The sequence below is a fragment of the Streptomyces sp. NPDC002499 genome, from assembly GCF_053595415.1.
On record NZ_JBSFXO010000004.1, the window covers coordinates 289,293 to 312,205 of the forward strand.

General features: G+C 69.5%; 22 protein-coding genes. 8 read left to right on the top strand and 14 right to left on the bottom strand.

Annotated features, from left to right (window positions below):
- Nucleotides 1–16: 16 nt before the first annotated feature.
- Genes ACWD5F_RS12350 through ACWD5F_RS12360 form a run of 3 tightly spaced genes read right to left on the bottom strand, consistent with a single transcriptional unit; the run spans nt 17 to nt 4,661 of the window.
- Complete coding sequence (locus ACWD5F_RS12350) at nt 17–829, bottom strand: HAD family hydrolase (protein WP_451253613.1); 813 nt, start codon at nt 827–829, stop codon at nt 17–19.
- The gene (locus ACWD5F_RS12355; RefSeq protein WP_451253615.1) at nt 829–3,441 is read right to left on the bottom strand and encodes a phosphoribosyltransferase; all 2,613 of its coding nucleotides are present in this window, start codon (nt 3,439–3,441) and stop codon (nt 829–831) included. The genes ACWD5F_RS12350 and ACWD5F_RS12355 overlap by 1 nt, the downstream gene beginning before the upstream one ends.
- A 53-nt stretch (nt 3,442–3,494) precedes the next feature.
- Complete coding sequence (locus ACWD5F_RS12360) at nt 3,495–4,661, bottom strand: HpcH/HpaI aldolase/citrate lyase family protein (RefSeq protein ID WP_451253616.1); 1,167 nt, start codon at nt 4,659–4,661, stop codon at nt 3,495–3,497.
- Between the two features lie 187 nt (nt 4,662–4,848).
- Here ACWD5F_RS12360 and ACWD5F_RS12365 point away from each other — a divergent pair, with 187 nt between their 5' ends.
- A complete protein-coding gene (locus tag ACWD5F_RS12365; RefSeq protein WP_451253617.1) occupies nt 4,849–5,676 on the top strand; it encodes a TerD family protein in 828 nt (275 codons plus the stop codon).
- A 51-nt stretch (nt 5,677–5,727) separates the two neighbouring features.
- Here the strand turns inward: ACWD5F_RS12365 and ACWD5F_RS12370 are convergent, their stop codons facing one another.
- From ACWD5F_RS12370 to ACWD5F_RS12395, 6 genes are all read right to left on the bottom strand, one after another.
- A complete protein-coding gene (locus ACWD5F_RS12370) occupies nt 5,728–6,465 on the bottom strand; it encodes a TerD family protein (RefSeq protein ID WP_401727741.1) in 738 nt (245 codons plus the stop codon).
- Nucleotides 6,466–6,577: 112 nt separating this feature from the next.
- Complete coding sequence (locus ACWD5F_RS12375) at nt 6,578–7,726, bottom strand: DUF475 domain-containing protein (protein ID WP_401727742.1); 1,149 nt, start codon at nt 7,724–7,726, stop codon at nt 6,578–6,580.
- Between the two features lie 174 nt (nt 7,727–7,900).
- Nucleotides 7,901–8,476 (bottom strand): TerD family protein, encoded by a 576-nt coding sequence (locus ACWD5F_RS12380; protein ID WP_123999588.1) that lies wholly within the window; start codon nt 8,474–8,476, stop codon nt 7,901–7,903.
- Between the two features lie 118 nt (nt 8,477–8,594).
- Nucleotides 8,595–9,170 (bottom strand): TerD family protein, encoded by a 576-nt coding sequence (locus tag ACWD5F_RS12385; RefSeq protein WP_019060360.1) that lies wholly within the window; start codon nt 9,168–9,170, stop codon nt 8,595–8,597.
- A 112-nt stretch (nt 9,171–9,282) separates the two neighbouring features.
- Nucleotides 9,283–9,741, bottom strand: a complete 459-nt coding sequence (locus tag ACWD5F_RS12390; RefSeq protein WP_451253619.1) for a peroxiredoxin — start codon at nt 9,739–9,741, stop codon at nt 9,283–9,285.
- Between the two features lie 110 nt (nt 9,742–9,851).
- A complete protein-coding gene (locus tag ACWD5F_RS12395) occupies nt 9,852–10,283 on the bottom strand; it encodes a DUF3052 domain-containing protein (protein WP_123999590.1) in 432 nt (143 codons plus the stop codon).
- Nucleotides 10,284–10,637: 354 nt separating this feature from the next.
- Here ACWD5F_RS12395 and aceE point away from each other — a divergent pair, with 354 nt between their 5' ends.
- Together aceE and ACWD5F_RS12405 are read left to right on the top strand one after the other, a co-directional pair.
- Complete coding sequence (gene aceE / locus ACWD5F_RS12400) at nt 10,638–13,385, top strand: pyruvate dehydrogenase (acetyl-transferring), homodimeric type (protein ID WP_401727744.1); 2,748 nt, start codon at nt 10,638–10,640, stop codon at nt 13,383–13,385.
- A gap of 68 nt (nt 13,386–13,453) precedes the next feature.
- Nucleotides 13,454–14,212: a potassium channel family protein gene (locus tag ACWD5F_RS12405; protein ID WP_451253622.1), complete on the top strand. Its 759-nt coding sequence runs from the start codon at nt 13,454–13,456 to the stop codon at nt 14,210–14,212.
- Between the two features lie 33 nt (nt 14,213–14,245).
- On the opposite strand, the gene ACWD5F_RS12410 is transcribed toward ACWD5F_RS12405, so the two are convergent.
- Nucleotides 14,246–14,527 carry a small hydrophobic protein gene (locus ACWD5F_RS12410; RefSeq protein ID WP_451253624.1) on the bottom strand — a complete coding sequence of 94 codons (282 nt, stop codon included), beginning with the start codon at nt 14,525–14,527 and terminating at the stop codon, nt 14,246–14,248.
- A 263-nt stretch (nt 14,528–14,790) separates the two neighbouring features.
- Nucleotides 14,791–16,278, bottom strand: coding sequence for an MFS transporter (locus ACWD5F_RS12415; RefSeq protein ID WP_451254116.1), 1,488 nt, complete (start codon nt 16,276–16,278; stop codon nt 14,791–14,793).
- Nucleotides 16,279–16,475: 197 nt separating this feature from the next.
- Between ACWD5F_RS12415 and ACWD5F_RS12420 the strand changes: the two genes are divergently transcribed.
- From ACWD5F_RS12420 to ACWD5F_RS12430, 3 genes are all read left to right on the top strand, one after another.
- On the top strand, nt 16,476–17,102 hold the full coding sequence (locus tag ACWD5F_RS12420; RefSeq protein WP_451253625.1) for a TetR family transcriptional regulator: 627 nt from the start codon (nt 16,476–16,478) through the stop codon (nt 17,100–17,102).
- Between the two features lie 102 nt (nt 17,103–17,204).
- Nucleotides 17,205–18,422, top strand: a complete 1,218-nt coding sequence (locus ACWD5F_RS12425; RefSeq protein WP_451253626.1) for an alpha/beta hydrolase — start codon at nt 17,205–17,207, stop codon at nt 18,420–18,422.
- Nucleotides 18,423–18,479: 57 nt separating this feature from the next.
- On the top strand, nt 18,480–19,340 hold the full coding sequence (locus ACWD5F_RS12430) for a DUF4429 domain-containing protein (RefSeq protein ID WP_451254118.1): 861 nt from the start codon (nt 18,480–18,482) through the stop codon (nt 19,338–19,340).
- A gap of 7 nt (nt 19,341–19,347) precedes the next feature.
- Here the strand turns inward: ACWD5F_RS12430 and ACWD5F_RS12435 are convergent, their stop codons facing one another.
- Both ACWD5F_RS12435 and ACWD5F_RS12440 read right to left on the bottom strand, forming a co-directional pair.
- Nucleotides 19,348–20,364, bottom strand: a complete 1,017-nt coding sequence (locus ACWD5F_RS12435) for an aldo/keto reductase (RefSeq protein ID WP_451253628.1) — start codon at nt 20,362–20,364, stop codon at nt 19,348–19,350.
- The gene (locus ACWD5F_RS12440; protein WP_185146173.1) at nt 20,361–20,831 is read right to left on the bottom strand and encodes a MerR family transcriptional regulator; all 471 of its coding nucleotides are present in this window, start codon (nt 20,829–20,831) and stop codon (nt 20,361–20,363) included. The genes ACWD5F_RS12435 and ACWD5F_RS12440 overlap by 4 nt, the downstream gene beginning before the upstream one ends.
- Before the next feature lie 96 nt (nt 20,832–20,927).
- Between ACWD5F_RS12440 and ACWD5F_RS12445 the strand changes: the two genes are divergently transcribed.
- Both ACWD5F_RS12445 and ACWD5F_RS12450 read left to right on the top strand, forming a co-directional pair.
- Entirely contained in the window at nt 20,928–21,398 is a 471-nt protein-coding gene (locus tag ACWD5F_RS12445; protein ID WP_451253630.1) for a GNAT family N-acetyltransferase, read from the top strand.
- 18 nt (nt 21,399–21,416) lie between these two features.
- Nucleotides 21,417–22,235 (top strand): serine hydrolase domain-containing protein, encoded by an 819-nt coding sequence (locus ACWD5F_RS12450; protein ID WP_451253632.1) that lies wholly within the window; start codon nt 21,417–21,419, stop codon nt 22,233–22,235.
- An 8-nt stretch (nt 22,236–22,243) separates the two neighbouring features.
- Here the strand turns inward: ACWD5F_RS12450 and ACWD5F_RS12455 are convergent, their stop codons facing one another.
- Nucleotides 22,244–22,909 carry a pirin family protein gene (locus ACWD5F_RS12455; protein WP_451254120.1) on the bottom strand — a complete coding sequence of 222 codons (666 nt, stop codon included), beginning with the start codon at nt 22,907–22,909 and terminating at the stop codon, nt 22,244–22,246.
- Nucleotides 22,910–22,913 lie beyond the last annotated feature (4 nt).

Below are 22,913 nucleotides of genomic sequence, written 5' to 3' on the forward strand. Positions count from 1 at the left end.
CTGCTCCTGACCCGCGTCAGCGGGGCGCGGCGGACGCCTTCAGGAACTCCCGGAGGATCCGTTCGCCGGCCAGCACGCCCCGCTCGGGCAGCGCGGTGATGCCGGGAGCCGCGAACTCCGTCTCGGCCAACTCCCCGTGCCCCGGCCGCCATCCGCGGTCCGCGGCCAGCAGCAGGTCGGCGTCGAGGAGCGAGTCACCGGCGGCCAGCGTGAGTTCGGCGCCGGTGCGGCGGGCCACCTCGTGCATGGCGGCACTCTTGGTGAGCGGCTTGGGGACGGCGTAGATCTTGCGGCCCTGCAAGGAGACCGTCCAGCCGCGGTTCTCGGCCCAGGCGGCCAGTTCCTTCACCCACTCCTCGGGCAGCAGCTCACGCTCGACGACGAGGTAGGCGAACAGGTCCTCCGCGTTGCGCTGCTTGCGCAGCCAGAGGGGGTCGGCGGAGGACGCGAGGTAGTCCTCCACCTCCGCCAGCGGCGCGCACTCGTCCGCCAGCCGCTCCGTCACCCGCGCGTGCCAGTCCGCGTCGGTGACACCGTCCACGAGCAGGTGCCCGCCGTTGGCGCAGATCGCGAACTTCGGTTCGGGGCCTGGCAGGTTGATGCGCTGGTACTGCTTGCGCGTGCGGGTCGTCGTCGGTACGAAGACCGCCGCGTCGCCGAGTTCGGTGAGCAGCCCGGCCGCCGTCTCCGTCATGAAGGACAGCGGCCTGCTCTCGTGCACCTCGACACAGAGCAGCCGGGGTGCCCGTGCGTCGGGCATGGTCAGCGCGAGGGCCGCCGCGGAGTAGATGAGCGTACGGTCGAGGTCGCTCGCCACCAGTACCGGCATCAGACCGCCACCGCCTTGCCGTCGGCGCCGGTCGCGCCGCGGGTGAAGCGGGGGTGGATCAACCCCACGCAGGTGTACGGGAGTTCGCCTACCTCCTCGACCGGTACGCCGCGCTGCTGTGCCAGCAGGCGTACGTGGTCCAGGTCGGCGCCGGCGCCCGCCCGGGCCAGGATCTTCCAGGGCACCCGGCGCAACAGCACGCGGGTGGTCTCGCCGACACCGGGCTTGACGAGGTTCACGTCGTGGATGCCGTACTCCTCGCTGATGCGCTCAACTGCCGCCCACCCTTCCCAGGTTGGCGTGCGGTCGCCGGACAACAGCTCCTTGGCCTGGGCGTCGACCGCGTCCGTGACTTCGGGGAAGCGGGCGGCCACCGCGTCCAGGAAGTCCACCGACACGTCGGCGCCGGCGAGTTCGCGGTAGAACTTGGCGCCGTGGAAGTCGTGCGGGCCGACCAGGTCGGAACGCAGGACGGTGCGTGAAATGAGCCCCGACACGGTCGAGTTGAGGCAGGCGGAGGGGATGAGGAAGTCCGCGCGGGTGCCGTAGGTGCGCACGCAGGAGCCCGGGTCGGCCAGTACCGCGATCTCCGGGTCGAAGCCGGTGACTCCCTCGGCGGCCTCGAACTCCCGCACCGCCTGGGTGAGTTCACGGGTGATCGCGCCCTTGCCGGTCCAGCCGTCGACGAACACGACGTCGGCCGGGTCGTGGTGGGCGGCCAGCCAGCGCAGCGCGTTGACGTCGATACCGCGGCCGCGCACGATCGAGACGGCGTAGTGCGGCAGGTCGACGCCGTGCCGGAACTGGGCCCAGCGGCGCATCAGGACGCCGACCGGGGTGCCGGCGCGGGCCAGCGAGACGAGGACCGGGCGGGGCGAGCGCTCGGCGAGCACGATCTCGGTGACGGCGCCGACCGCCTGCGCGATGCGGGTGGCGGACGTCTTGAGCGCGGCCTGGAACAGCTCCTGGTACTGCTCGCTGGGCTGGTACTCCACCGGCAGCGACTCCGCGTAGTGGGCGCCGCCGCTCTGGATGGCCTCCTCGCGCTCCTCGGTCGGTGCCTCCAGGGTCACGTCCGAGAGGTCCTGGAGCAGCCAGCCGACCTCGTCGGGCGGGTACGAGGAGAACGCGGGGCCGCGGAGGGGCTCGGGCAGCATCGGGGGCCTTTCGGGGACGTACAGGGGCTCGGGCACGTAGGAGGGGACGACCGCGAGCAGGATCTGCGGGGCGTGTGCCGCGAGCTGGGCCAACAGGCCGTCCGGCGCGTGCAGTTCGGGGGTGTCGGCGGTGGAGTCGACGACGGCGACGACGGCGTCGAAGCCGGGGGTGCTCGTGCTGGCGGCGACGTTGTAGGCGTAGCGCTCGCCGGGGCCGTCGGCCGGGGTGTCGTGGGCCGGGAAGACTATGCGGTTGCGTATCGCGTAGCCGGGGTCGTCGACGGCGAGGACGGGTGAGCGGGTGGTGGTGGAGTAGCGGACCTCGGCGTCGGCGACCTGTTCGAGTTCGCGGGCGAGTCTGAGGGGCGCGTACATCAGCTCCTCGAACCCGAGTATCAGGACGCGGCGGGCTTGGGCGGGGATCGCCTCTGCGAGGCGGGCGGCCATGGCGGGGAGGGCGTTCTCGAGACGGGCTCGGTGGGCGGGGGTGAAGCCGTGTCTGCCACCGTCGGGGAGGCCTCGCGGCCAGCAGAGTTCGACGCGGTCTATGCGGCCGAGGGGAGGTTCGGTGGTGAGCGGTTGCGGCCCGGTGGGGGCTGGTCGCGCAGTTCCCCGCGCCCCTAGGGAGTGGGGGTTCGAGTTGGCTTCAACGTTCAAGTCGGCCTCGGCGCCGACGCCCCTGTCTTTTAGGGGCGCGGGGAACTGCGCGACCAGCCCCGACGGCGCAGCAGACGACCGACTACCTGCCGTCTCATACTGCGCCACCAACTCCTGCCCCCTCTCCAACACCCCCTCCGGGAGCCGCACGGTCCCAGAAGCCGCCGTCACCAGATCAACCCGCGCACCGATCTCCCGCGCGAACGCCGAGAGGCGCCCCGCATCCGCCGCCGACCGCATGTCGACCAACGCCACCACGACATAACGCCCTCGCGGATACCGCTCGTGCAGATCACGGATCGTGTTCAGGACCGTGTTCCCCGTCGAGAACTCGTCGTCCACCAGCACCAACGGCCCGTCGCCGACGAGGAGTTCGGGATCCTCCGGGAGCAGAAGGTGCGACGTCGCGTGGGAGTGGGCCTCCTCGAAACCGCCCGCCGCCGCGACACCCGCGACGGGGCGGCGCGTGGAGTGGAGGTAGGGGGCGAGGCCGATGCCGTCGGCGACCGAGTGGCCGAGGCCCGTCGCCGTCTCCGCGTAGCCGAGGACGACCGCCGTGCGGGCCTCTTCCGTGCCCAGAAGCTCCCGTACCCGGCGACCGAGGGCGAACCCGTAGCCGTAGACGACGGACGGCGCCTGCGGTACGTGCTTGCCGAGCACGTTGGAGACCAGGAGATGCGCGCGCTTGGGGTTGCGGCGCAGGGCGAGGCCCAGCAGGTCGGTGAGTTTGGTGTCGCCCACGAGTTCGAGCCCGAGTCGCTCGGCGACCCAGGTCCCGGACCAGACCCCGTTGTTCACTGCGTTGATGACGATTCCCTAGTTAGTCCCGAGACGGTCCCGGATGGTGACGCTCAGCCGGGGATGCCCGCGGCGAGCAGGTCCACGAAGCTGACGTCCTCGTGCGCTACGCCGAAGATCTCGGCCCGCAGCATGGTCCGCTCGGCCCAGGCGCGGTGCGGCTTCACCTCGTTCATCTTGTTCGTGTACGCCGATCTCAGCACGCCTCCGCCGTCCCGGCCGGGGCGCACGATGTCCGCGGCGTCGCTGAACTCCTCGTGGCTGACCACGGACAGCGCGTGCACGGGCAGGACGTGGGAGGGGTGGATGCAGGTCTTGCCCATCAGGCCGTTGGCCTGGTCCAGGGAGATCTCCCGCAGCAGCCCGTCCATGGCGTGCTCGATCAGTTTGATCCGCAGCTCCACCGCCTGTCCTTCCAGGAAGGGGCTGGTGCGCAGCATCGGCTTGAACATGCGCTCGGGGACGCGGAAGTACTCCCACACCGGCCCGGTCACGGTGAATCCGGTGCCGTCGGCCCGGCCCAGCATGTTCACCACGTCCGAGATCACGGAGGCGATGACGTGGACGTCGTACGCCGTCATGTCGGGGGCGCGGCGCAGGCCGTAGGAGGAGCAGAAGTCGGTGACGCCGAGGCGCAGCGCGAGGACCCGGTCGCGGTACTTGTCGACGGCGCGGAAGATGCCCTCCAGGGTCTCGACCCGGGACTCGCGGTAGAGCAGCTCGGGCGACTCCAGGACGGGCATGGCGAACAGCCGGCGGCCGCTCGCGGTCTCGGCGCTGGCCAGGGCCTCCAGGAACGGGATGCCGCGTTCCTCGGTGAACTTCGGGAAGACGAATCCGGACAGCAGCCGGACGGTGTCGCCGAGGCGCCGGACGAGGTCGGGGATCTGTTCGGGCGTGCGCACCCTGATGAACAGCAGCGGGACGCCCGTGTCCGCGCGCGCGTCGAGGTCGGCGAACTGCCGGACGAGGTTCTCCTCGCCCGCGGCGACGTCCGCGTCGTCGATCGAGTCCTCGAGGCACAGCACCATCGAGACCACGCCGAGTGCCGCCTGCTTGACGATGTCGTCGGCGAGTCGCGGCCTGGTGGCGGGGCTGTAGAGCGTGGCGCCCAGGGCCGCGGAGAGCAGCCGGGCCGGGGAGTCGGCGGAGAACTCGCACGGCTCCTGATGGAAGAGACGCTGTCGCACCTCAGGGGCGATGTGCCCGAAATGACGCATAAAGCTCCCCCGTGGCGCAAGGTGGGCCTGTGGATTCTGAGAACAGGTGGCCGGTAATAGTACGTATGGACCTATGTCAAGAGTTCCCGTCGGTCATGAATTTCTGGTAACGCCAACGGGCACAACGGTGGTGGGCCACAGGCCCCCCGCATTGTCGTGACCAGGACCGAGAGGGCAGGATGACCGCATGACGCACGCGATGCTGAAGGGATCGAACGTCCCACTGGAAGCCACCACGGTACGCGCCGTGCTGCGCTGGACGCCCGGGCAGGGGGCTCCGGACGTCGACGCCTCCGCGCTGCTCCTCGGCCCCGACAGTCGCGTGCGCTCCGACGAGGACTTCGTCTTCTACAACCAGCCCCGGCACCCTTCCGGGAAGGTCTGGTGGCTCGGCAAGAAGCGTGCCGCCGATGGCCCCACCGACACGATCCAGACAGATCTGGCCGGTGTCGAGCCCGCCATCCGTCAGATTCTGCTGGTCGCTTCGGCGGAGGACGTCACCTTCGACCGGGTACAGGGGCTACGCATCCTGCTGTACGACGCGTCGGTCGCGGACGGCGAGCCGCTGCTCCAGTTCGACATCAAGCCGGAGACCGGCAAGGAGACGGCACTGATCTGTGGCGAGCTCTACCGCCGCGGGGACGGCTGGAAGTTCCGCGCCCTGGGCGAGGGCTACTCGAACGGTCTGCGGGGGCTCGCGACCGTCTACGGCATCACGGTGGACGAGTCGGAGGCGGTCCAGGAGCCGTTCCCGCAGGCGCCGGACGCGTCGTCCCCCCTCCAGCCGGAGGCCCCCGCCCAGCCGCTGCCCCCGGAGCAGCCGCCGGTCACGGTCCCGGCCCAGCCGGACTACGGCTATCCGCAGCAGCCGCCCGCCACCCAGCCCGCGTACGGCTATCCGCAGCCCACCAGCCAGCCGGCCTACGGCGGCTACGGCTACCCGCCGCCGGTGACGACGGCGCCCGCGCCGGACGTCCGGCTGCCTCCCCAGGGGCCGCAGTTCATCCGGCCCTGAGGACAGTGACGGTGCAGTAGCAGGCGAGGGCGGACCCGGCCGGTGCGGCCGCTAACGGTCCGCCTTCGCCTTGTAGCCCCGGCCCCATTGCAGTCCCCAGCCGTACAGCCGGTCCAGCTCGGCCTGGAAGCCGTAGACGAACTTCACCTCGCGGCGCACGATCAGTTCGCCCTTGATGTTCTCGATCATCACGACCGCGCAGGAGCGGGCCTGGGGGTGGCGTTCGTCGAGGTGGATCTCGATGCGGGGGCCGTTGCTCGGGTAGAGCGTGACGCTCGCGTGGGTGCGGTCGAACGCCGGGGTCTGGTCGTAGATGTAGACGAAGACCAGCAGGCGCTTGATCTCGTCCCGGTGGTCGAGGTTGATGTAGATCGTCTCGCCGGACGCCGAACCGAACCGGTCGTCACCGCTGAGCTTGACGTACGGCGGTCCGTTGGTGTCCCCGAGGTAGCCGCCGAGGGGTTGTACGACGCCCTTGGAGCCGTCCATCAGTTCGTAGAGGCAGCCGAGGTCGAGGTCGACGTTGACCATGCTCTGGCTGTGGCCCATGACCTCCGGCGGCTTCAGGGCCTTGAAGGGGTGCCGCAGCAGGGACTCGCGGGGCGAGCCGCCTATGTCGGAGGTCCGCATCCGCCAGTTCAGGTTGACGCGCAGGTGTCCGGTGGCCGCTCCCTGCTTGGTGAGGGAGACCTGATGGTGCCGTTTGGTCAGCTCGATGGCGTTCGTGGCCGCGCTGCCGGAGTCGAACTCGCCCTTCCGGCCACCCATGAGTCCGTCAAAGAAGCCCATTCCCGCCCGCCCCTACGTCCGCCGTGTGCACGGCGCCCACTTGGAAAAACCGGCGGGGCGGCCGGAGGCTTCCGGCCGCCCCGCTGAGAGCGTTCCCGCCCCCTGAGGGGTGTCACACCCCGGACGAGACCTCAGTCTTCTCGTCCGTGCCCGTCGCTTTTCCCTCTGCCGCTGCCAGGGCCCGGTTGCGGCGGACGGAGGACCAGAAGGACCAGCCGATCAGGATGACGCCGACGAGGCCGGTGATGACCTCGTTGATCTGGTACTGGATGGTGACCATGAGGATCACGGCCAGGGCGCCGATCGCGTAGTGCGCCCCGTGCTCCAGGTACACGTAGTCGTCGAGCGTGCCCTGCCGGACCAGGTAGACCGTCAGCGAACGGACGTACATCGCGCCGATGCCCAGACCCAACGCCATCAGCACGATGTCGTTCGTGATGGCGAAGGCGCCGATCACGCCGTCGAAAGAGAACGAGGCGTCCAGGACTTCGAGGTAGAGGAACATGAAGAAGGCTGCCTGGCCGGCCAGGACGATCGGCGGGCGCTTCTTGCCGGTACGTTCCGCCTCTTCCTCCTCCTCGTGCTCGCGTTCCTCCGCTTCTTCGAGGCGGTCCTCGAAGAAGCCGGAGAGACCACCGACGACCATGTACGTGATCAGACCCGCGATGCCGGAGATGAGGACCGTCTGCGCCTTGTCCGCGTGCCCGCCGCCGTGCTGGTGGGCGTGGGTCGCGAAGGTGAACGCGGTGATCAGCAGGACGATCAGGGCGATGCAGACCGACAGCATGTCGACCTTGCCGAGCTTGGCGAGCGGGCGCTCGATCCAGCGCAGCCACTGGATGTCCCGGTCCTCGAAGATGAAGTCGAGGAAGATCATCAGCAGGAACATGCCACCGAACGCGGCGATCGCCGGGTGCGCGTCGGTGACCAGTTCCTGGTAGTGGTCCTTGTTGTTGAGTGCGAGGTCGACCGCGTCGATCGGGCCGATCTTGGCGGTGACGGCGACGATCACGACCGGGAAGACCAGCCGCATGCCGAAGACCGCGATGAGGACACCGATCGTGAGGAAGATCTTCTGCCAGAAGGCGGACATCTTCTTCAGGATTCCGGCATTGACCACCGCGTTGTCGAACGACAGCGAGATCTCGAGGATGGAGAGGATCGCGACGATGCCGAAGGCCTCCCACCCCCCGTAGAGGACCGCCGCGACCAGGCCGATCGCGGTAATCGCGAACGACCAGCCGAAGGTTTTCAGAAGCACTGGCTACCCAATCCTGTATGTACGGGTCTCCCCCGCGCCGTACTCGGCTTTACTCACTGTTGACCACGAAGTCTAGGGCTTCGCTCTCCAGCCGGAACAGTAGGGGCGTTCCGCCGATGAAGGCGCAGGTCGGAGGGGTCGTCGTAGGGGATCGGGGCATGGTCCCGGCGGACCTTACGAAACGTTGACCCCGAAGTCGAGGGCGATGCCGCGCAGTCCGGAGGCGTACCCCTGGCCCACGGCGCGGAACTTCCACTCGCCCTGGTAGCGGTAGAGCTCGCCGAAGATCATGGCCGTCTCGGTGGACGCGTCCTCGCTGAGGTCGTAGCGGGCGAGTTCCTGGCCGTCCGCCTGGTTGACGACGCGGATGAAGGCGTTGCTGACCTGGCCGAAGGTCTGGCCGCGGTTGTCGGCGTCGTGGATGGAGACCGGGAAGATGATCTTGTCGCAGGTGGCCGGCACCTTCGGCAGGTCGACGATGATCGACTCGTCGTCGCCCTCGCCCTCACCGGTGAGGTTGTCGCCGGTGTGCTCGACGGAGCCGTCCGGGCTCTTGAGCTGGTTGTAGAAGATGAACCACTCGTCCCCCATCACCCGGCCGCCGGTGCACAGCAGCGCACTGGCGTCCAGGTCGAAGTCGGCTCCGGTGGTGGAACGTGCGTCCCAGCCGAGCCCGACCAACACCTGCGTGAGGTTGGGTGCGGCCTTGGACAGGGAGACGTTGCCCCCCTTGGCGAGCGTGACGCCCATAGTGCTGGTCCTCCCCGAGGTGATGCTTCTTTGGTTGTCCTGCGCCTCCGGCGCCGCACCCAAACGGTGCGGCGCCGGACGATTGCCCTGAGGGCGTCCCCGTTGCCGGGGCAGCGCCTCAGACGTTGACGCCGAAGTCCTGGGCGATACCGCGCAGGCCCGAGGCGTAGCCCTGGCCGATGGCGCGGAACTTCCACTCCGCGCCGTTGCGGTACAGCTCGCCGAAGACCATGGCCGTCTCCGTGGAGGCGTCCTCGGAGAGGTCGTAGCGGGCGATCTCGGCGCCGCCGGCCTGGTTCACCACGCGGATGAACGCGTTGCGGACCTGGCCGAAGGACTGCTGGCGGTTCTCGGCGTCGTAGATCGAGACCGGGAAGGTGATCTTGTCGACGTCGGCCGGGACCGCCGCCAGGTTCACCTTGATCGCCTCGTCGTCGCCCTCGCCCTCACCGGTGGTGTTGTCACCGGTGTGCTCGACGGAGCCGTCCGGGCTCTTGAGGTTGTTGAAGAAGACGAAGTTCGCGTCACTGGCGACCTTGCCCGCGCTGTTCAGGAGCAGGGCGCTGGCGTCCAGGTCGAAGTCCGTACCGGTCGTGGTGCGGACGTCCCACCCCAGACCGACGATGACCGCGGTCAGGCCCGGGGCCTCCTTGGTCAGTGAAACGTTGCCGCCCTTGCTGAGGCTGACTCCCACGAGTCCTCCATTGGTTTGTGGGGGCGGGGAGCCCCGACGTGCGTTGCTATCGGATCAACGTCTCGATCCTAGTGACGGGTTCCCGTACCACGCAGGCCCTGGAACCGAACAATCACAGGGTGTCGAGCGCCTTGACGTACGAGTTCAGGTCGCGGGCGTCCGGCAGGGCGTTGACGACGGTCCAGCGGACCACGCCCTCCTTGTCGATGACGAAGGTGCCGCGCACCGCGCAGCCCTTGTCCTCGGCGAAGACTCCGTAGGCGCGGGAGACCTCGCCGTGCGGCCAGAAGTCGCTGAGCAGCGGGTAGTCCAGGCCCTCCTGCTCGGCGAAGACGCGCAGGGTGTGGATGGAGTCGTTGGAGACCGCGAGCACCTGGGTGTCGCGGTCGGCGAACTTCGGCAGGTTGTCCCGCACCTCGCACAGCTCGCCGGTGCACACACCGGTGAAGGCGAAGGGGTAGAAGAGCACCACCACGTTCTGCGCGCCACGGAAGTCGGAAAGCTTCACGGTGGCGCCGTGGTTGTCCTTGAGCTCGAAGTCAGGGGCCTTGTCGCCGACCTGGATCGCCATTGTCGCGGTTGTCCCTTCGGTGGGCTGTTCGGGTGGCCTCCCACCCTACGCAGCGATCACCGGGAACCGGCGGACGGGCCGGGCGAACCGGCCCGTCCGGGGTCAATGGGTCACTTCTTGGACTTGGCCGCCTTGGGAGTCACCAGCCGGCTGCCGCTCCAGTCCTTCCCCACGCTGACGCTCTTGGAGGCCGACAGCCCCGCCGTCGTCGCGGCTTCGGAGATGTCGCTGGGCTCGACGTATCCGTCACGGCCGGTCTTCGGCGTGAGGAGCAGGATCGAGCCGCCTTCCTCGATGTACGTGGTGGCGTCCACCAGCACATCGGTCAGGTCGCCGTCCTCGTCGCGGAACCAGAGCACCACGGCATCGGCGACGTCGTCATAGTCCTCGTCCACAAGGTCGCTGCCGATGACTTCCTCAATGGCCTCGCGGAGCTCCTGGTCTACGTCGTCGTCGTAGCCGATCTCCTGGACCACCTGCTCGGGCTGGAACCCCAGCCTCACGGCAGGGCTCGTCTCCGCGTGGTCCGCGGTCGCGCTCACGGGTTGCCTCCTGATCATGTCTTGATGAGTGTCTCAGCGTCGCGCACGCGCGAAGCATTGGCCGTAGTCCACACGGGCGGGGCGGATCGCGCAAGTACCCGGCCGTTCAGACCGCCGAAACGGTGACGTTCCTGGCCGTGTCACCCCAACTCCAGGCACGCCGACACGGCCATAAGTGACCCACACCACACCTTTCTGCCCCCTTTGTGGCATTGAGAACCAGCCGGAGCTCACGTAGGTCTCGGTTACCTCTCAGTAGAGATGACGTTTGCTTTCCCGAGGTACACGATGGGGAACGGTGCAGACAGACCGAAAAGCAGCCTCACAGCAGCCCTCTGACAGGTAAGGAACAGCGTGGCTTCCGGATCCGATCGCAACCCGATCATCATTGGCGGCCTTCCGAGTCAGGTTCCTGACTTCGACCCCGAGGAAACGCAGGAGTGGCTCGACTCCCTCGACGCCGCCGTCGACGAGCGCGGCCGTGAGCGGGCCCGCTACCTGATGCTCCGGCTGATCGAGCGGGCCCGCGAGCGGCGCGTGGCCGTGCCCGAGATGCGCAGCACGGACTACGTGAACACCATCGCGACCAAGGACGAGCCGTTCTTCCCCGGCAACGAGGAGATCGAGCGCAAGGTCCTGAACGCGACCCGCTGGAACGCGGCGGTGATGGTCTCGCGCGCGCAGCGGCCCGGCATCGGGGTCGGCGGCCACATCGCCACCTTCGCCTCCTCCGCGTCCCTCTACGACGTGGGCTTCAACCACTTCTTCCGCGGCAAGGACGAGGGCGACGGCGGTGACCAGGTCTTCTTCCAGGGCCACGCCTCCCCCGGCATCTACGCGCGCGCGTTCCTGCTGGACCGCCTCAGCGAGCAGAACATGGACGGCTTCCGCCAGGAGAAGTCCAAGGCGCCCAACGGGCTGTCCTCGTATCCGCACCCGCGGCTGATGCCGGACTTCTGGGAGTTCCCGACCGTGTCGATGGGCCTCGGCCCGATCGGCGCGATCTACCAGGCGCGGATGAACCGCTACATGCACGCGCGCGGGATCGCCGACACGTCGAAGTCGCACGTGTGGGCCTTCCTCGGCGACGGCGAGATGGACGAGCCGGAGTCGCTGGGCCAGCTGACCATCGCGGCCCGCGAGAACCTGGACAACCTGACCTTCGTCGTCAACTGCAACCTCCAGCGCCTGGACGGTCCGGTGCGCGGCAACGGCAAGGTGATCCAGGAGCTGGAGTCGGTCTTCCGGGGCGCCGGCTGGAACGTGATCAAGCTGGTCTGGGACCGCTCCTGGGACCCGCTGCTCGCCCAGGACCGCGACGGCGTGCTGGTCAACCGGATGAACACGACGCCGGACGGCCAGTACCAGACGTACGCGACCGAGTCCGGCTCCTACATCCGCGAGCACTTCTTCGGGGACGACCAGCGGCTGCGCGCGATGGTCGAGGGCATGTCCGACGAGCAGATCCTGCACCTGGGCCGCGGCGGTCACGACCACCGCAAGGTCTACGCGGCGTTCAAGGCGGCCAACGAGCACCGGGGCCAGCCGACGGTCATCCTCGCCAAGACCATCAAGGGCTGGACGCTGGGCCCCAACTTCGAGGGCCGCAACGCCACGCACCAGATGAAGAAGCTGACGGTCGCCGACCTCAAGGGCTTCCGGGACCGGCTGCACCTGCCGATCTCCGACAAGGAGCTGGAGTCCGGCCCGCCGCCGTACTACCACCCGGGTCGCGACTCGGAGGAGATCCAGTACATGCACGACCGGCGCAAGTCGCTGGGCGGGTACGTCCCCACCCGTGTCGTGCGCGCCAAGCCGCTCGCGCTGCCGGACGACAAGGTGTACGCGAGTGTGAAGAAGGGCTCGGGCCACCAGTCCATCGCGACGACCATGGCTTTCGTCCGGCTCCTCAAGGACCTCATGCGGGACAAGGAGCTCGGCAAGCGCTTCGTGCTGATCGCGCCGGACGAGTACCGCACGTTCGGCATGGACTCCTTCTTCCCGAGCGCGAAGATCTACAACCCGCTGGGCCAGCAGTACGAGTCGGTCGACCGTGATCTGCTGCTCGCCTACAAGGAGTCGCCGACCGGCCAGATGCTGCACGACGGCATCTCGGAGGCCGGCTGCACGGCGTCCCTGATCGCGGCGGGCTCGGCGTACGCCACCCACGGCGAACCGCTCATCCCGGTCTACGTCTTCTACTCGATGTTCGGTTTCCAGCGCACCGGCGACCAGTTCTGGCAGATGGCCGACCAGTTGGCGCGCGGTTTCGTCCTGGGTGCGACCGCCGGACGGACGACGCTGACCGGTGAGGGGCTCCAGCACGCCGACGGCCACTCGCAGCTGCTCGCCTCGACCAACCCGGGCTGTGTCGCGTACGACCCGGCGTACTCGTACGAGATCGCGCACATCGTGCAGGACGGGCTGCGGCGGATGTACGGGCCGACCGCGGACGGCAAGCCGGGCGAGGACGTCTTCTACTACCTGACCGTCTACAACGAGCCGATCCTGCACCCGGCCGAGCCGGAGAACGTGGACGTCGACGGCATCGTCAAGGGCATCCACCGCATCGGCGAGGGCACCTCGGGCTCCATCCCGGCGCAGATCATCGCCTCGGGCGTGGCCGTGCCGTGGGCGGTCGAGGCGCAGCGGATCCTCGCGGAGGACTGGAACGTGCGGGCCGATGTCTGGTCGGCGACCTCCTGGAACGAGCTGCGGCGCGAGGCGGTCGACGTGGAGCGGCACAACCTGCTGCACCCGGAGGAGGAGCAGCTCGTTCCGTACGTGACGCGGAAGTTGGGCAACGCGCAGGGTCCGTTCGTGGCCGTGTCCGACTGGATGCGGTCGGTTCCGGACCAGATCGCGCGCTGGGTGCCGGGGACGTATCAGTCCCTGGGCGCGGACGGGTTCGGGTTCGCGGACACCCGGGGGGCTGCTCGGCGGTTCTTCCACATCGACGCGCAGTCGATCGTGGTGGCCGTGCTGACGGAGCTGGCCCGGGAAGGGAAGGTCGACCGGTCGGCGCTGAAGCAGGCCATCGACCGGTACCAGCTGCTCGATGTCGCGGCTGCCGATCCTGGCGCCGCGGGCGGCGACGCATAGGTTGAACGACCGAAGGGTGGTGCGGCCGATGGCCTCACCACCCTTCGGTGTTTCTTTACGATGCGGGCATGAAGGAACTGTCGGCGCAAGCCCGTTGGGAGCAGCGCACCCAGCGGCCGCTGCTGGCGCTCGCGGTGGCGTTCGCCGTTGCCTACGCCGTGCCGATCGTGGACAAGACCGCCGGGCACTCGCTGACGACGGTGTGCACGACGGTCGAGTGGGTGGTGTGGGGCGCCTTCGCCGGGGACTACCTGGTGCGGCTGGCGATGAGCGAGCAGCGCAAGCAGTTCGTACGGACGCACTGGCTGGACCTGTGCGCCGTACTGCTGCCGCTGCTCCAGCCGTTGCGGCTGCTGCGCATGGTGTCCACGCTGATGCTGGTGGGGCGGCGGGCGCGGATGGCCTCGCAGATCCAGCTGACGACGTATGTCGTGGGGGCCGTCGTCGGGCTGCTGATGTTCGGGTCGCTGGCCGTGCTGTCGGTCGAGCAGGAGTCGCCGAACGGGAACATCCGGACGTTGGGTGACGCCCTGTGGTGGTCGTTCACGACGATGACGACCGTGGGGTACGGGGACCACGCGCCGACCACCGGTCTGGGCCGGATGGTCGCCGTCGGGCTGATGCTGTCCGGCATCGCGCTGCTCGGTGTGGTCACCGCGAACATCGCCACGTGGTTCCTCGCGCGGTTCGAGAAGGACGACGTGGAGGAGCGGCGGCAGACCGAGGCCATCGAGGCGCTGACCGCGGAGGTGCGGGCGCTGCGCGCCGAGGTCGCGGCGCTGCGCGAGCCGTCCGCGCCGTTGCGGGAGCCGTCGGCCAAGACGTGATCGGCGGTGCGCCGGAGGATGTGGCGGGCTCGGTCAGAGGAACAGCCAGTAGATCGCCAGGAGCGTGTCGAGCGCGCCCAGCACCAGGGCCACGAGGGCGGGGACCGGACGGGTCCTGCCCCAGGTGCGGCCCATGGCGAGCCAGCCGCAGACGACCGCCACCGGGCCGAGGATGAGGCCCAGTACGAAGAATCCGGCGATCGCGCAGACGACTCCGACGATTCCCAGCGTCGCGCGGTCCGGCCCGGTCCGTGACCTCGTGCGGCCACGCGAGCGGGGGTGCCTGCGCGTTCGGCTTCCGAAGCCCGCCATCATCAACTCCCTCTGCCCCGGAGTCTGTTCGGGGCTCGGAAGTTCGGGTACCCCCGATGCGGCCGCTCATCGCCCCGGGCCTGCGGCGCGCTGTCCCCCTCCGGCAGCGCGCCGCGGTCCGAGTCACCCCCTGCGGAGGGCTTGACCCACTGTGACCTGCGGCGCGTGCCGAACTGAAGGAATCTTTAGCGTCTTCACCCTGATAGGCGAAGTCCGTTGAAAACCCGTCAGGCGAGCCCGACCGGCCGTCCCCGGACCCCGTCCCGTCAGATGTGGCCCACGCCCGCGCCGGCGTCCGCGTTCGCACCGCGCTTGGTGAGGAAGGCGACGAAGACGGCCACGACCGCCACCCCGCACGCGACGAGGGAGGCGAGGCTCATGCCGGAGATGAACGTGTCGTGCGCGACGTCGGCGATCTTCGCGGCGATCGCCTCGGGTGTGCCCTTGGCGACCGGTGCCACGCCGACCTGGACGGCCTCGGAGGCCTGGTCCAGCTGGCTCGGGGTGAGCTCGGGAAGCCCGGCGCCCTTCCAGTTGGCCGCCAGGTCGCTGTCCACCTTGGACGCCATCACGCCGCCGAGGACCGCGGTGCCGAGGCTGCCGCCGATCTGCATCGCGGCCTGCTGGAGACCGCCGGCGACGCCGGAGAGCTCCATCGGAGCGTTGCCGACGATGACCTCGGTGGCGCCGACCATGACCGGCGCGAGGCCGAGGCCGAGCAGGGCGAACCAGATGGACATGACGGCGCTGCTGGTGTCCGTCTCCAGCGTCGACATGCCGTACATGGCGATCGCGACGGACGCCATGCCGCCGGCCAGCGGGATGCGCGGGCCGAGCTTGGTGATCAGGGCGCCCGCGAGCGGGGAGCCGACGATCATCATGCCGGTGAGGGGAAGCAGGTGCAGGCCCGCGTCGATCGGGCTCATGCCGTGCACGTTCTGGAGGTAGAACGTCACGAAGAACAGTCCGCCCATGAAGGCGATGGCCATCAGGACCATCAGCACGACACCCGCGGACAGCGCGACCGAGCGGAACAGGCCCAGCGGGATCAGCGGCTCCTTGACCTTCGTCTCCCAGAAGGCGAAGAGGGCGAAGCCCAGGACGGCCGCGGCCAGGAACGCCCAGGTCTTGCCGTCGCCCCAGCCCCACGCCGGAGCCTTGATGAGAGCCCAGACCAGGCAGAACATCGCGCCGGACAGCAGGCCGATGCCCGGGAGGTCGAAGGAGCGCGGCGCGTTCTCCGCGCGGTGGTCCAGCAGGATCACCAGGCCGAGGACCAGGGCGATGATGCCGACCGGCACGTTGATGAAGAACACCGACTGCCAGTTGACGTGCTCGACGAGGACACCGCCGAGGATCGGGCCGCCGGCGGTGGAGGCGCCGATGACCATGCCCCAGATGCCGATCGCCATGTTGAGCTTCTCGGCCGGGAAGGTGGCGCGCAGCAGGCCGAGCGCGGCCGGCATCAGCAGCGCGCCGAACAGGCCCTGGAGCACGCGGAAGGTGACGACCGCGGCGATGCTGCTGGACAGGCCGATGGCGCCGGACGCGGCGGCGAAGCCGGTGACGCCGATCAGGAAGGTCTGGCGGTGCCCGAAGCGGTCGCCGAGCTTGCCGGCGGTGATCAGGGAGACCGCGAGGGCCAGGAAGTAGCCGTTGGTGATCCACTGGACGTCGGCGAAGCTCGCGCCCAGGTCCTTCTGGATGGCCGGGTTGGCGATGGCCACGATGGTGCCGTCCAGGGCCACCATCATGACGCCGACGGCGACCGTGATGAGGGTGAACCAGGGGTGGCCGCGCAGCCCGGCGGACGGCGCCTTGTCCGACGGGAGCGTCGGTGCCTTGTCCCCCGACCCCGCCGTCTCGATGGTGGTCTGACTAGTCATACCGCGAGGCTAATGACAGCCGCTGACAATTGACAAACCAATTCACAAGTCGGTAACTGACGCATATGGAAACACTGCGCGAACGCAAGAAACAGCGCACCCGGGACGAGCTGCTGCGCGCCGCCGTCGAGTTGTTCACCTCCCGCGGCTACGAGCGGACCACCGTCGACGACATCGCCGCCGCCGTCGACGTCTCGCAGCGCACCTTCTTCCGCTACTTCGCCGGCAAGGACGAGGCCGCCCTCGCACTGCACGACCTGGTCACCGAACGCTTCATCGAGGCGGTGCGCGAGCGTCCCGCCCACGAGGCGCCCCTGGAGGCGCTGCGCCGGGCGGTGCTCGGGAACTGGGACGACCTCAACGAGATCGTCGAGTCGGTCGTACCGCTGGAGAGTTTCCTGCGCATGTACCGGGTGATCGAGTCGACGCCGGTGCTGCTCGCCGCGCATCTGCGGCACAGCGAGGAGACCGAGGAGACCATCGCGCGGGTGCTCGCCGAGCGCGAGGGCCTCGACGTGGACGCCGATCCGCGGCCGCGGCTGGCCGTGGCGGTCTTCGGCGGGGTGATGCGGGTGGCGGAGCGGCAGTGGACCCGGCGCGAGGACCTCGGTCTGGCGGCGATGCGCGAGCTGACGAACACCTACCTCGAACAGGTGGGACCCGCACTCACGGACAGCTGGCGAACACACTGAGGAACCTTCGGAACCTTTGAGGTCAACGCCACGTTTATCGAAACGTGATCTCGGTCACTCGGCTCACGCGAGACCGTCCCGTTCTCCTAGTGTGTCCTCCCAGTGACTTCCTTCGACACCTCCCCGCAACTGAACGTCTGGCGCGCGCTGCTCGCGCTGGCCGTCGTCTTCGTGATGCTGGCGACCACGGGCTGGACGGCCCTGCGCAGCCACCACGACAAGACCCCGCTCCAGGCTTCCCGCTCCTCCTGGGAACACGGCCGCCTGCACGGACACCGGCTCCCGGACCCGGACGCGGCCCCCGCCGTGCTCTCCCGGTTCTTCGCCTCGCTCACCGTGCAGCAGCGCACCGATCTCGCCCACCGCTATCCCCTCGCGGTCGGCAACATGAACGGTGCCCCCGTCGCCCTGCGCTACCGCGCCAACCACCTCGCGCTCGCCAAGCAGCGCCGGGTGGAGGCCAACCGCATGCACGACAGCCGGCTCTCGCCCACCGGGCAGCACGAGGCCGGCCGCCGGATGCACCGCTACGAGGCGCTGATGCACCAGGGCCGGCACATCCTCGCCTTCGACCCCGAGGGCACCGGCCGGGTCGCCGAGGTCTTCGGCAACCTCCAGCACGCCGAGCGCGTCTCGGTCGTCGTCCCCGGCGTCGACACCGACCTGCTCACCTTCCAGAAGACCAACAAGCCGTACTCGGCACCGGTCGGCATGGCCAAGTCGCTCTACACCGCGGAGCAGGCCGCCGACCCCTCGACGCGTACGGCCGTGATCGCCTGGGCCGACTACACCGCGCCCGCCGGACTCGGCATCGACTCGGCGACCGCGATGCGCGCCAAGGACGGCGCCGTGCGGCTGAACGCCCTGGTGCGCGCCCTGCCCGGCAAGGCGCCGGTCTCGCTCTTCTGCCACAGCTACGGCTCCGTGGTGTGCGGGATCGCCGCGCACACGCTGCCGCGCCGGGTGGCCGACATAGCGGTGGCCGGCAGCCCCGGCATGCGCACCGAGAAGGCCTCCCACCTGCACACCTCCGCACAGGTGTGGTCGATGCGGGACGCCACCGACTGGATCCAGGACGTGCCCTACCTGGAGCTCGGCGGGCTCGGCCACGGCGCCGACCCGGTCTCCTCGGCCTTCGGGGCACGGGTGCTGTCGGCACAGGGCGCGAAGGGACACGGCGGCTATTTCGAGCCGGACACCGAGAGCCTCCTCAACTTCGCCGAGATCGGCGTCGGCGCGTACGGCTCGGTGCGGTGCGCGCGTGACAACGACGCGTGTCTCGCCGGTTTGTCCGGCGCGGCGACGACCGGACGCGCGTAGAGGCGCAGGAACTGCGGTCTGCGCGAGATGGCGACGAAGAAGCGGTCCGCGCATACGATGAGCCGCATGGGTGACGTACTGGCCGGATTTCACGCTGCCTGGGAGTTCGAGTCCGACTCCGTGCTCATCCGCTACGAACGCGGGATTCGGACACCCAAGCTCTTTCAGGCGCTGGGGGAACGGCGTGTTCCGCTCGACGCGATCGCCGGGGTGACGCTGACGCCCGGCAAGCGCGGCACGGTGGTCCTGCGGATCGTTCCACGGGTCGGGGCGGATCCACTGGTCGAGGCGGCGGCGGGGCAGCTGAAGGAAGCGTGCGATCCGTATCGGCTGGTGCTGTCCGCCGAACGCGAGACGCTCGCCGAGTACTACGCCGACGAGCTGCGGGCACGGCTGAGCGGGGACGACGAGCCCGCGGAGCGGTTCCTGGTGGCCGCGCCCGAGGCACCGCGGGCGTTCAAGGCGTACGACGCGAAGGCGTCCTTCGACGGGAAGACCGTGCACTTCCGGTGGTTCTGGACCGGCGCGTCGTCCGCGAAGTGGAAGGCCGGCGACCAGAGTTTCCCGGTGACCGAGCTGAGTGGTGTCGAGTGGCGGTCGCCCGAGGTCTTCGAAGGGCATCTGCGGTTGCTGCGGCGGGATGTGGGCGCGCAGCCGGCGCAGGCCGATCAGGATCCGGCGGCCGTGGTGTTCGGGCTGGGGTACGGGCCCGTGCACGAGTCGTTGCCGTTCGCTGCGGCGGTTTTGGCGGCGGTTCGGGATCGTGGGCCCGTTGCGGCTGTGTCGGCCGGGGCACCGAGGCGCGATCCGGCCGACATCGCCGAGAGGATCCGTCATCTTGGGGAACTGCATCAGGCCGGGTTGGTCACCGATGAGGAGTTCTCCGTGAAGAAGGCGGAGTTGCTGGCGGAGCTGTGAGGTACCTCTACTCGCGGCCCGCTGATGAGAACCGCATGTCTGCGTAGCGGTCGCCTGCCACCTTGGAGGCGATGGGTTCCAGGGCTGCCAGCTCGGCCTCCGTCAGGACGATGGCCGTTGCTCCGGCGTTCTCCTCCACCCTGCTCGGCTTGCGCGTGCCCGGGATCGGGACGACCGGCAGGTTGTGGACCGTTGCCTGTTGCTGGGCCCAGGCCAGGGCGATCTGGCCGAGGGAGGCGTCGTGGGCCGCGGCGATGGTGCGGATGGGGTCCAGGAGGGCCGCGTTGGCCGCCGCGTTCTCGCCCGTGTAGCGGGGCTGCTGGCGGCGGAAGTCGTCGGAGGTGAGTTCCTTGTCGGCGTGGGTGAAGGAGCCGGTGAGGAAGCCCCGGCCGAGCGGGGAGTAGGGGACGAGGGCCACGCCCAGTTCCCGCGCCGCCGGCACCACGTTGGGCTCGATGTCCCGGCTGAACAGGGACCACTCGGACTGGACGGCCGCGATCGGATGGATCGCGTGCGCCGCGCGCAGTTCCGCCGCCGTGACCTCGCTCAGGCCCAGGTGCTTGACCTTGCCCTGGCGGACCAGTTCGGCCATGGCACCGACGGACTCCTCGATCGGTACGTTCACATCGCGCCGGTGCATGTAGTAGAGGTCGATCTCGTCGACGTCCAGGCGCTTCATGCTCGCCTCGACGGCCTGGCGGATGTAGGGCGGGTCGTTGCGGATGACCCGGCGCGTGGGCTCGCCCGGCGGGATCGACAGGGCGAACTTGGTCGCGATGACGACCTGGTCACGATTGGCCTTGAAGAACGGGGACAGGAAGCGCTCGTTCTCGCCCTGGCCGTACGCGTCCGCCGTGTCGTACAGCGTGATCCCCAGTTCGAGGGCGCGCTCCAGGGTGGCGCGGGACTCCTGCGCGTCCGAGGGGCCGTAGGCGAAGCTCATGCCCATGCAGCCCAGGCCCTGCACGCCGACCTCCGGACCGGTGGCGCCGAGTCGTACGGTCGGGATCCTGCCGTTCGTCATCGCACTTTCTCCGCCTCGTAGGCACGGGCGCCGTCGGCGTCCGCGTAGAAACTGATCTTCCGGTCGAGCACCGCGAGCGTGTCCTGGAGCTCGGCGATCCGGGCCACGACGTCCCGGCGGGTCGCTTCGAGCAGCTCGAAACGGTCGCCGAACGTGTGGTCGCCCTCGCGCACGAGTTCCGCGTACCGGACCATGTCGGCGACCGGCATGCCGGTGAGCCGCAGCTTTCCGACGAGGTCGAGCCAGTCGAGGTCGCGGTTGCTGTAGCGGCGCTGGCCGGTGTGGGAGCGGTCGACGTGCGGCATGAGCCCGATGCGCTCGTACCAGCGCAGGGTGTGCGCGGTGAGGCCGGTGAACGCGACGACCTCGCTGATCGTGTAGCTGTCCTCGCCCTCGGGGCGCCGGTGCGGGTGGGGCGGGGCGCCGCAGAGGTCGGTCCTGGTGGGGGTGGTCTCCATCACCGTCATGCGCTCAACGCTATGGCCTTGGAGTGCACTCCAAGCAAGCGGAACAGGTAATAAATCGGCAGGACGTGGTGGCGGGGCGGTGGCTAGCGTACGGGCATGAGTCTCGTACGTCGTGCGGTACCCGAGGATGCGCCGGAAGTGCTGCGTCTGCGCCAGGTGATGATCGACGCCCTGCCGGGGTCGGACGGGTCCACGGAGTGGCATGCGGAGTCGCTGCCGACCCTGCGGAAGAAGCTGGGTGAGCGGGACGGGGACTTCGCCGCGTTCGTCGTGGATCACCCAGCGCGGCCCGAGGGGCTGGCCGCGCTGGTGGTCGGCACCGTCGACTACCGGATCGGGAAGTCCGGGGATCCGCGCGGGGCGGTCGGTTTCGTCTTCAGCGTGGCGACCGATCCCGACGCCCGGCGCCGGGGGTACGCGCGCGCGTGCATGGCGGAGCTGCTGTCCTGGTTCCGCGAGCGGGGCGCCGCCCGGGTCCACCTGACCGCGTCGCCGCAGGCCGAGCCGCTGTACGTCTCCCTGGGCTTCCGCCCCAAGCCGGACCCCTTGCTGGAGCTGCACCTGTGAGCGCATAGGCTCGACGGCATGTCGCTGAAGAGCCTCGCGCTGATCGAGAACTGGCCGGTGCCCACCGCCGCGGCGGGCGCCGTGCGCGCGGACGGCACCCTCCTGGGCACGCACGGCCCGGCGGACCACCGCTTCCCGCTGGCCTCGGTCACCAAGCCGCTCGCGGCGTACGCCGCCCTCGTCGCGTACGAGGAGGGGGCGATCGACCTCGACGAACCGGCCGGTCCGCCCGGCGCGACGGTGCGGCATCTGCTCGCGCACACCTCGGGCCTCGCCTTCGACGAGCACCGCGTGACGGCTCCGCCCGGTGAGCGGCGGCTGTACTCCAACGCCGGTTTCGAGCAGCTCGGCGAGCACATCGCCGCGGCGACGGAGATCCCCTTCGCCGACTACCTGCACCAGGCGGTGCTCGAGCCGCTCGGGATGACCGCCACCTCCCTCGACGGCTCCCCCGCGAAGGACGGCGTCTCGACGGTCGACGACCTGCTCCGGTTCGCCGCCGAGGTCCAGGCCCCGCGCCTGCTCGACCCGCGCACGGTCGCCGAGGCGATGACGGTCCAGTACCCGGGCACCAAGGGCGTCCTGCCCGGCTACGGCCACCAGAACCCCAACGACTGGGGCCTCGGCTTCGAGATCCGCGACTCCAAGTCCCCGCACTGGACGGGCGGTTCGTCCTCCCCGCGCACCTTCGGCCACTTCGGCCAGGCGGGTACGTTCCTGTGGCTCGACCCGGACGCGGGCGCGGCCTGCGTGGCCCTGACGGACCGGGCGTTCGGACCGTGGGCGGTCGAGGTGTGGCCGGCGTTCACGGATGCCGTGCTCGCCGAACTCCCTTAATCCGGGCCCTAGTTCCGGTCCTGGCCCGCCATCTCCCACACCAGCAGCTCGACGGGCGTCACCCCCACCGCCTCGACCCCCTTGGCGTCGGTGATGCGGGCCGCGTCGCCCGCCGCCAACTCCTCGCCGTCCAGCCGGACTTCACCGCGCACGACATGCACGTACACGAAAGCCCCGTCCGGCACGGCCGTCCGCTCCCCCGCCACCAGTCGCCGCACATGCAGCATCGCGCCCGCCTCCGGAACGGCGTACGGCGTGGAGTCGGCGATGCCGTGGACGATCTCGTAGGCGGGATCGCCACCGGGCTCCAGCGGGGCGAGCCACATCTGGACGAAGACAAGGGGCATGGGCCCGACGTTGCGCTCGACATGCCGTACCCCCGCCCCGGAGCTGAGCCGCTGCACGTCCCCGGCCCTGACGACGGTCTCGTGCCCGGCGGAGTCCCGATGGGTGAGTTCCCCCTCCACCACCCACGTCACGATCTCGGTATGGCTGTGCGGGTGCTCGTCGAACCCGGCACCGGGAGCGAGCCGCTCCTCGTTGCAGGCGATCACGGCCCCGAACCGAAGGTTGTCGGGCTCGTAGTGCGGCCCGAAGGAGAACGCGTGCCAGGACTCGATGCCGGCCGCCGGCTCCCCGCCTGGATAGCGCTCAGCAGCGCGCCGCACATCCATCACA

Coding starts and splice junctions, on each gene's coding strand:
- ACWD5F_RS12380 (WP_123999588.1), bottom strand. CDS start 8,476: ATGGGCGTCACGCTCGCCAAGGGGGGCAACGTCTCCCTGTCCAAGGCC.
- ACWD5F_RS12410 (WP_451253624.1), bottom strand. CDS start 14,527: ATGATGGCGGGCTTCGGAAGCCGAACGCGCAGGCACCCCCGCTCGCGT.
- ACWD5F_RS12445 (WP_451253630.1), top strand. CDS start 20,928: ATGAGTCTCGTACGTCGTGCGGTACCCGAGGATGCGCCGGAAGTGCTG.
- ACWD5F_RS12440 (WP_185146173.1), bottom strand. CDS start 20,831: ATGACGGTGATGGAGACCACCCCCACCAGGACCGACCTCTGCGGCGCC.
- ACWD5F_RS12420 (WP_451253625.1), top strand. CDS start 16,476: ATGGAAACACTGCGCGAACGCAAGAAACAGCGCACCCGGGACGAGCTG.
- ACWD5F_RS12455 (WP_451254120.1), bottom strand. CDS start 22,909: ATGGATGTGCGGCGCGCTGCTGAGCGCTATCCAGGCGGGGAGCCGGCG.
- ACWD5F_RS12360 (WP_451253616.1), bottom strand. CDS start 4,661: ATGCGTCATTTCGGGCACATCGCCCCTGAGGTGCGACAGCGTCTCTTC.
- ACWD5F_RS12405 (WP_451253622.1), top strand. CDS start 13,454: ATGAAGGAACTGTCGGCGCAAGCCCGTTGGGAGCAGCGCACCCAGCGG.
- ACWD5F_RS12365 (WP_451253617.1), top strand. CDS start 4,849: ATGACGCACGCGATGCTGAAGGGATCGAACGTCCCACTGGAAGCCACC.
- ACWD5F_RS12415 (WP_451254116.1), bottom strand. CDS start 16,278: ATGATGGTGGCCCTGGACGGCACCATCGTGGCCATCGCCAACCCGGCC.
- ACWD5F_RS12435 (WP_451253628.1), bottom strand. CDS start 20,364: ATGACGAACGGCAGGATCCCGACCGTACGACTCGGCGCCACCGGTCCG.
- ACWD5F_RS12450 (WP_451253632.1), top strand. CDS start 21,417: ATGTCGCTGAAGAGCCTCGCGCTGATCGAGAACTGGCCGGTGCCCACC.
- ACWD5F_RS12430 (WP_451254118.1), top strand. CDS start 18,480: ATGAGCCGCATGGGTGACGTACTGGCCGGATTTCACGCTGCCTGGGAG.
- ACWD5F_RS12350 (WP_451253613.1), bottom strand. CDS start 829: ATGCCGGTACTGGTGGCGAGCGACCTCGACCGTACGCTCATCTACTCC.
- ACWD5F_RS12390 (WP_451253619.1), bottom strand. CDS start 9,741: ATGGCGATCCAGGTCGGCGACAAGGCCCCTGACTTCGAGCTCAAGGAC.
- ACWD5F_RS12370 (WP_401727741.1), bottom strand. CDS start 6,465: ATGGGCTTCTTTGACGGACTCATGGGTGGCCGGAAGGGCGAGTTCGAC.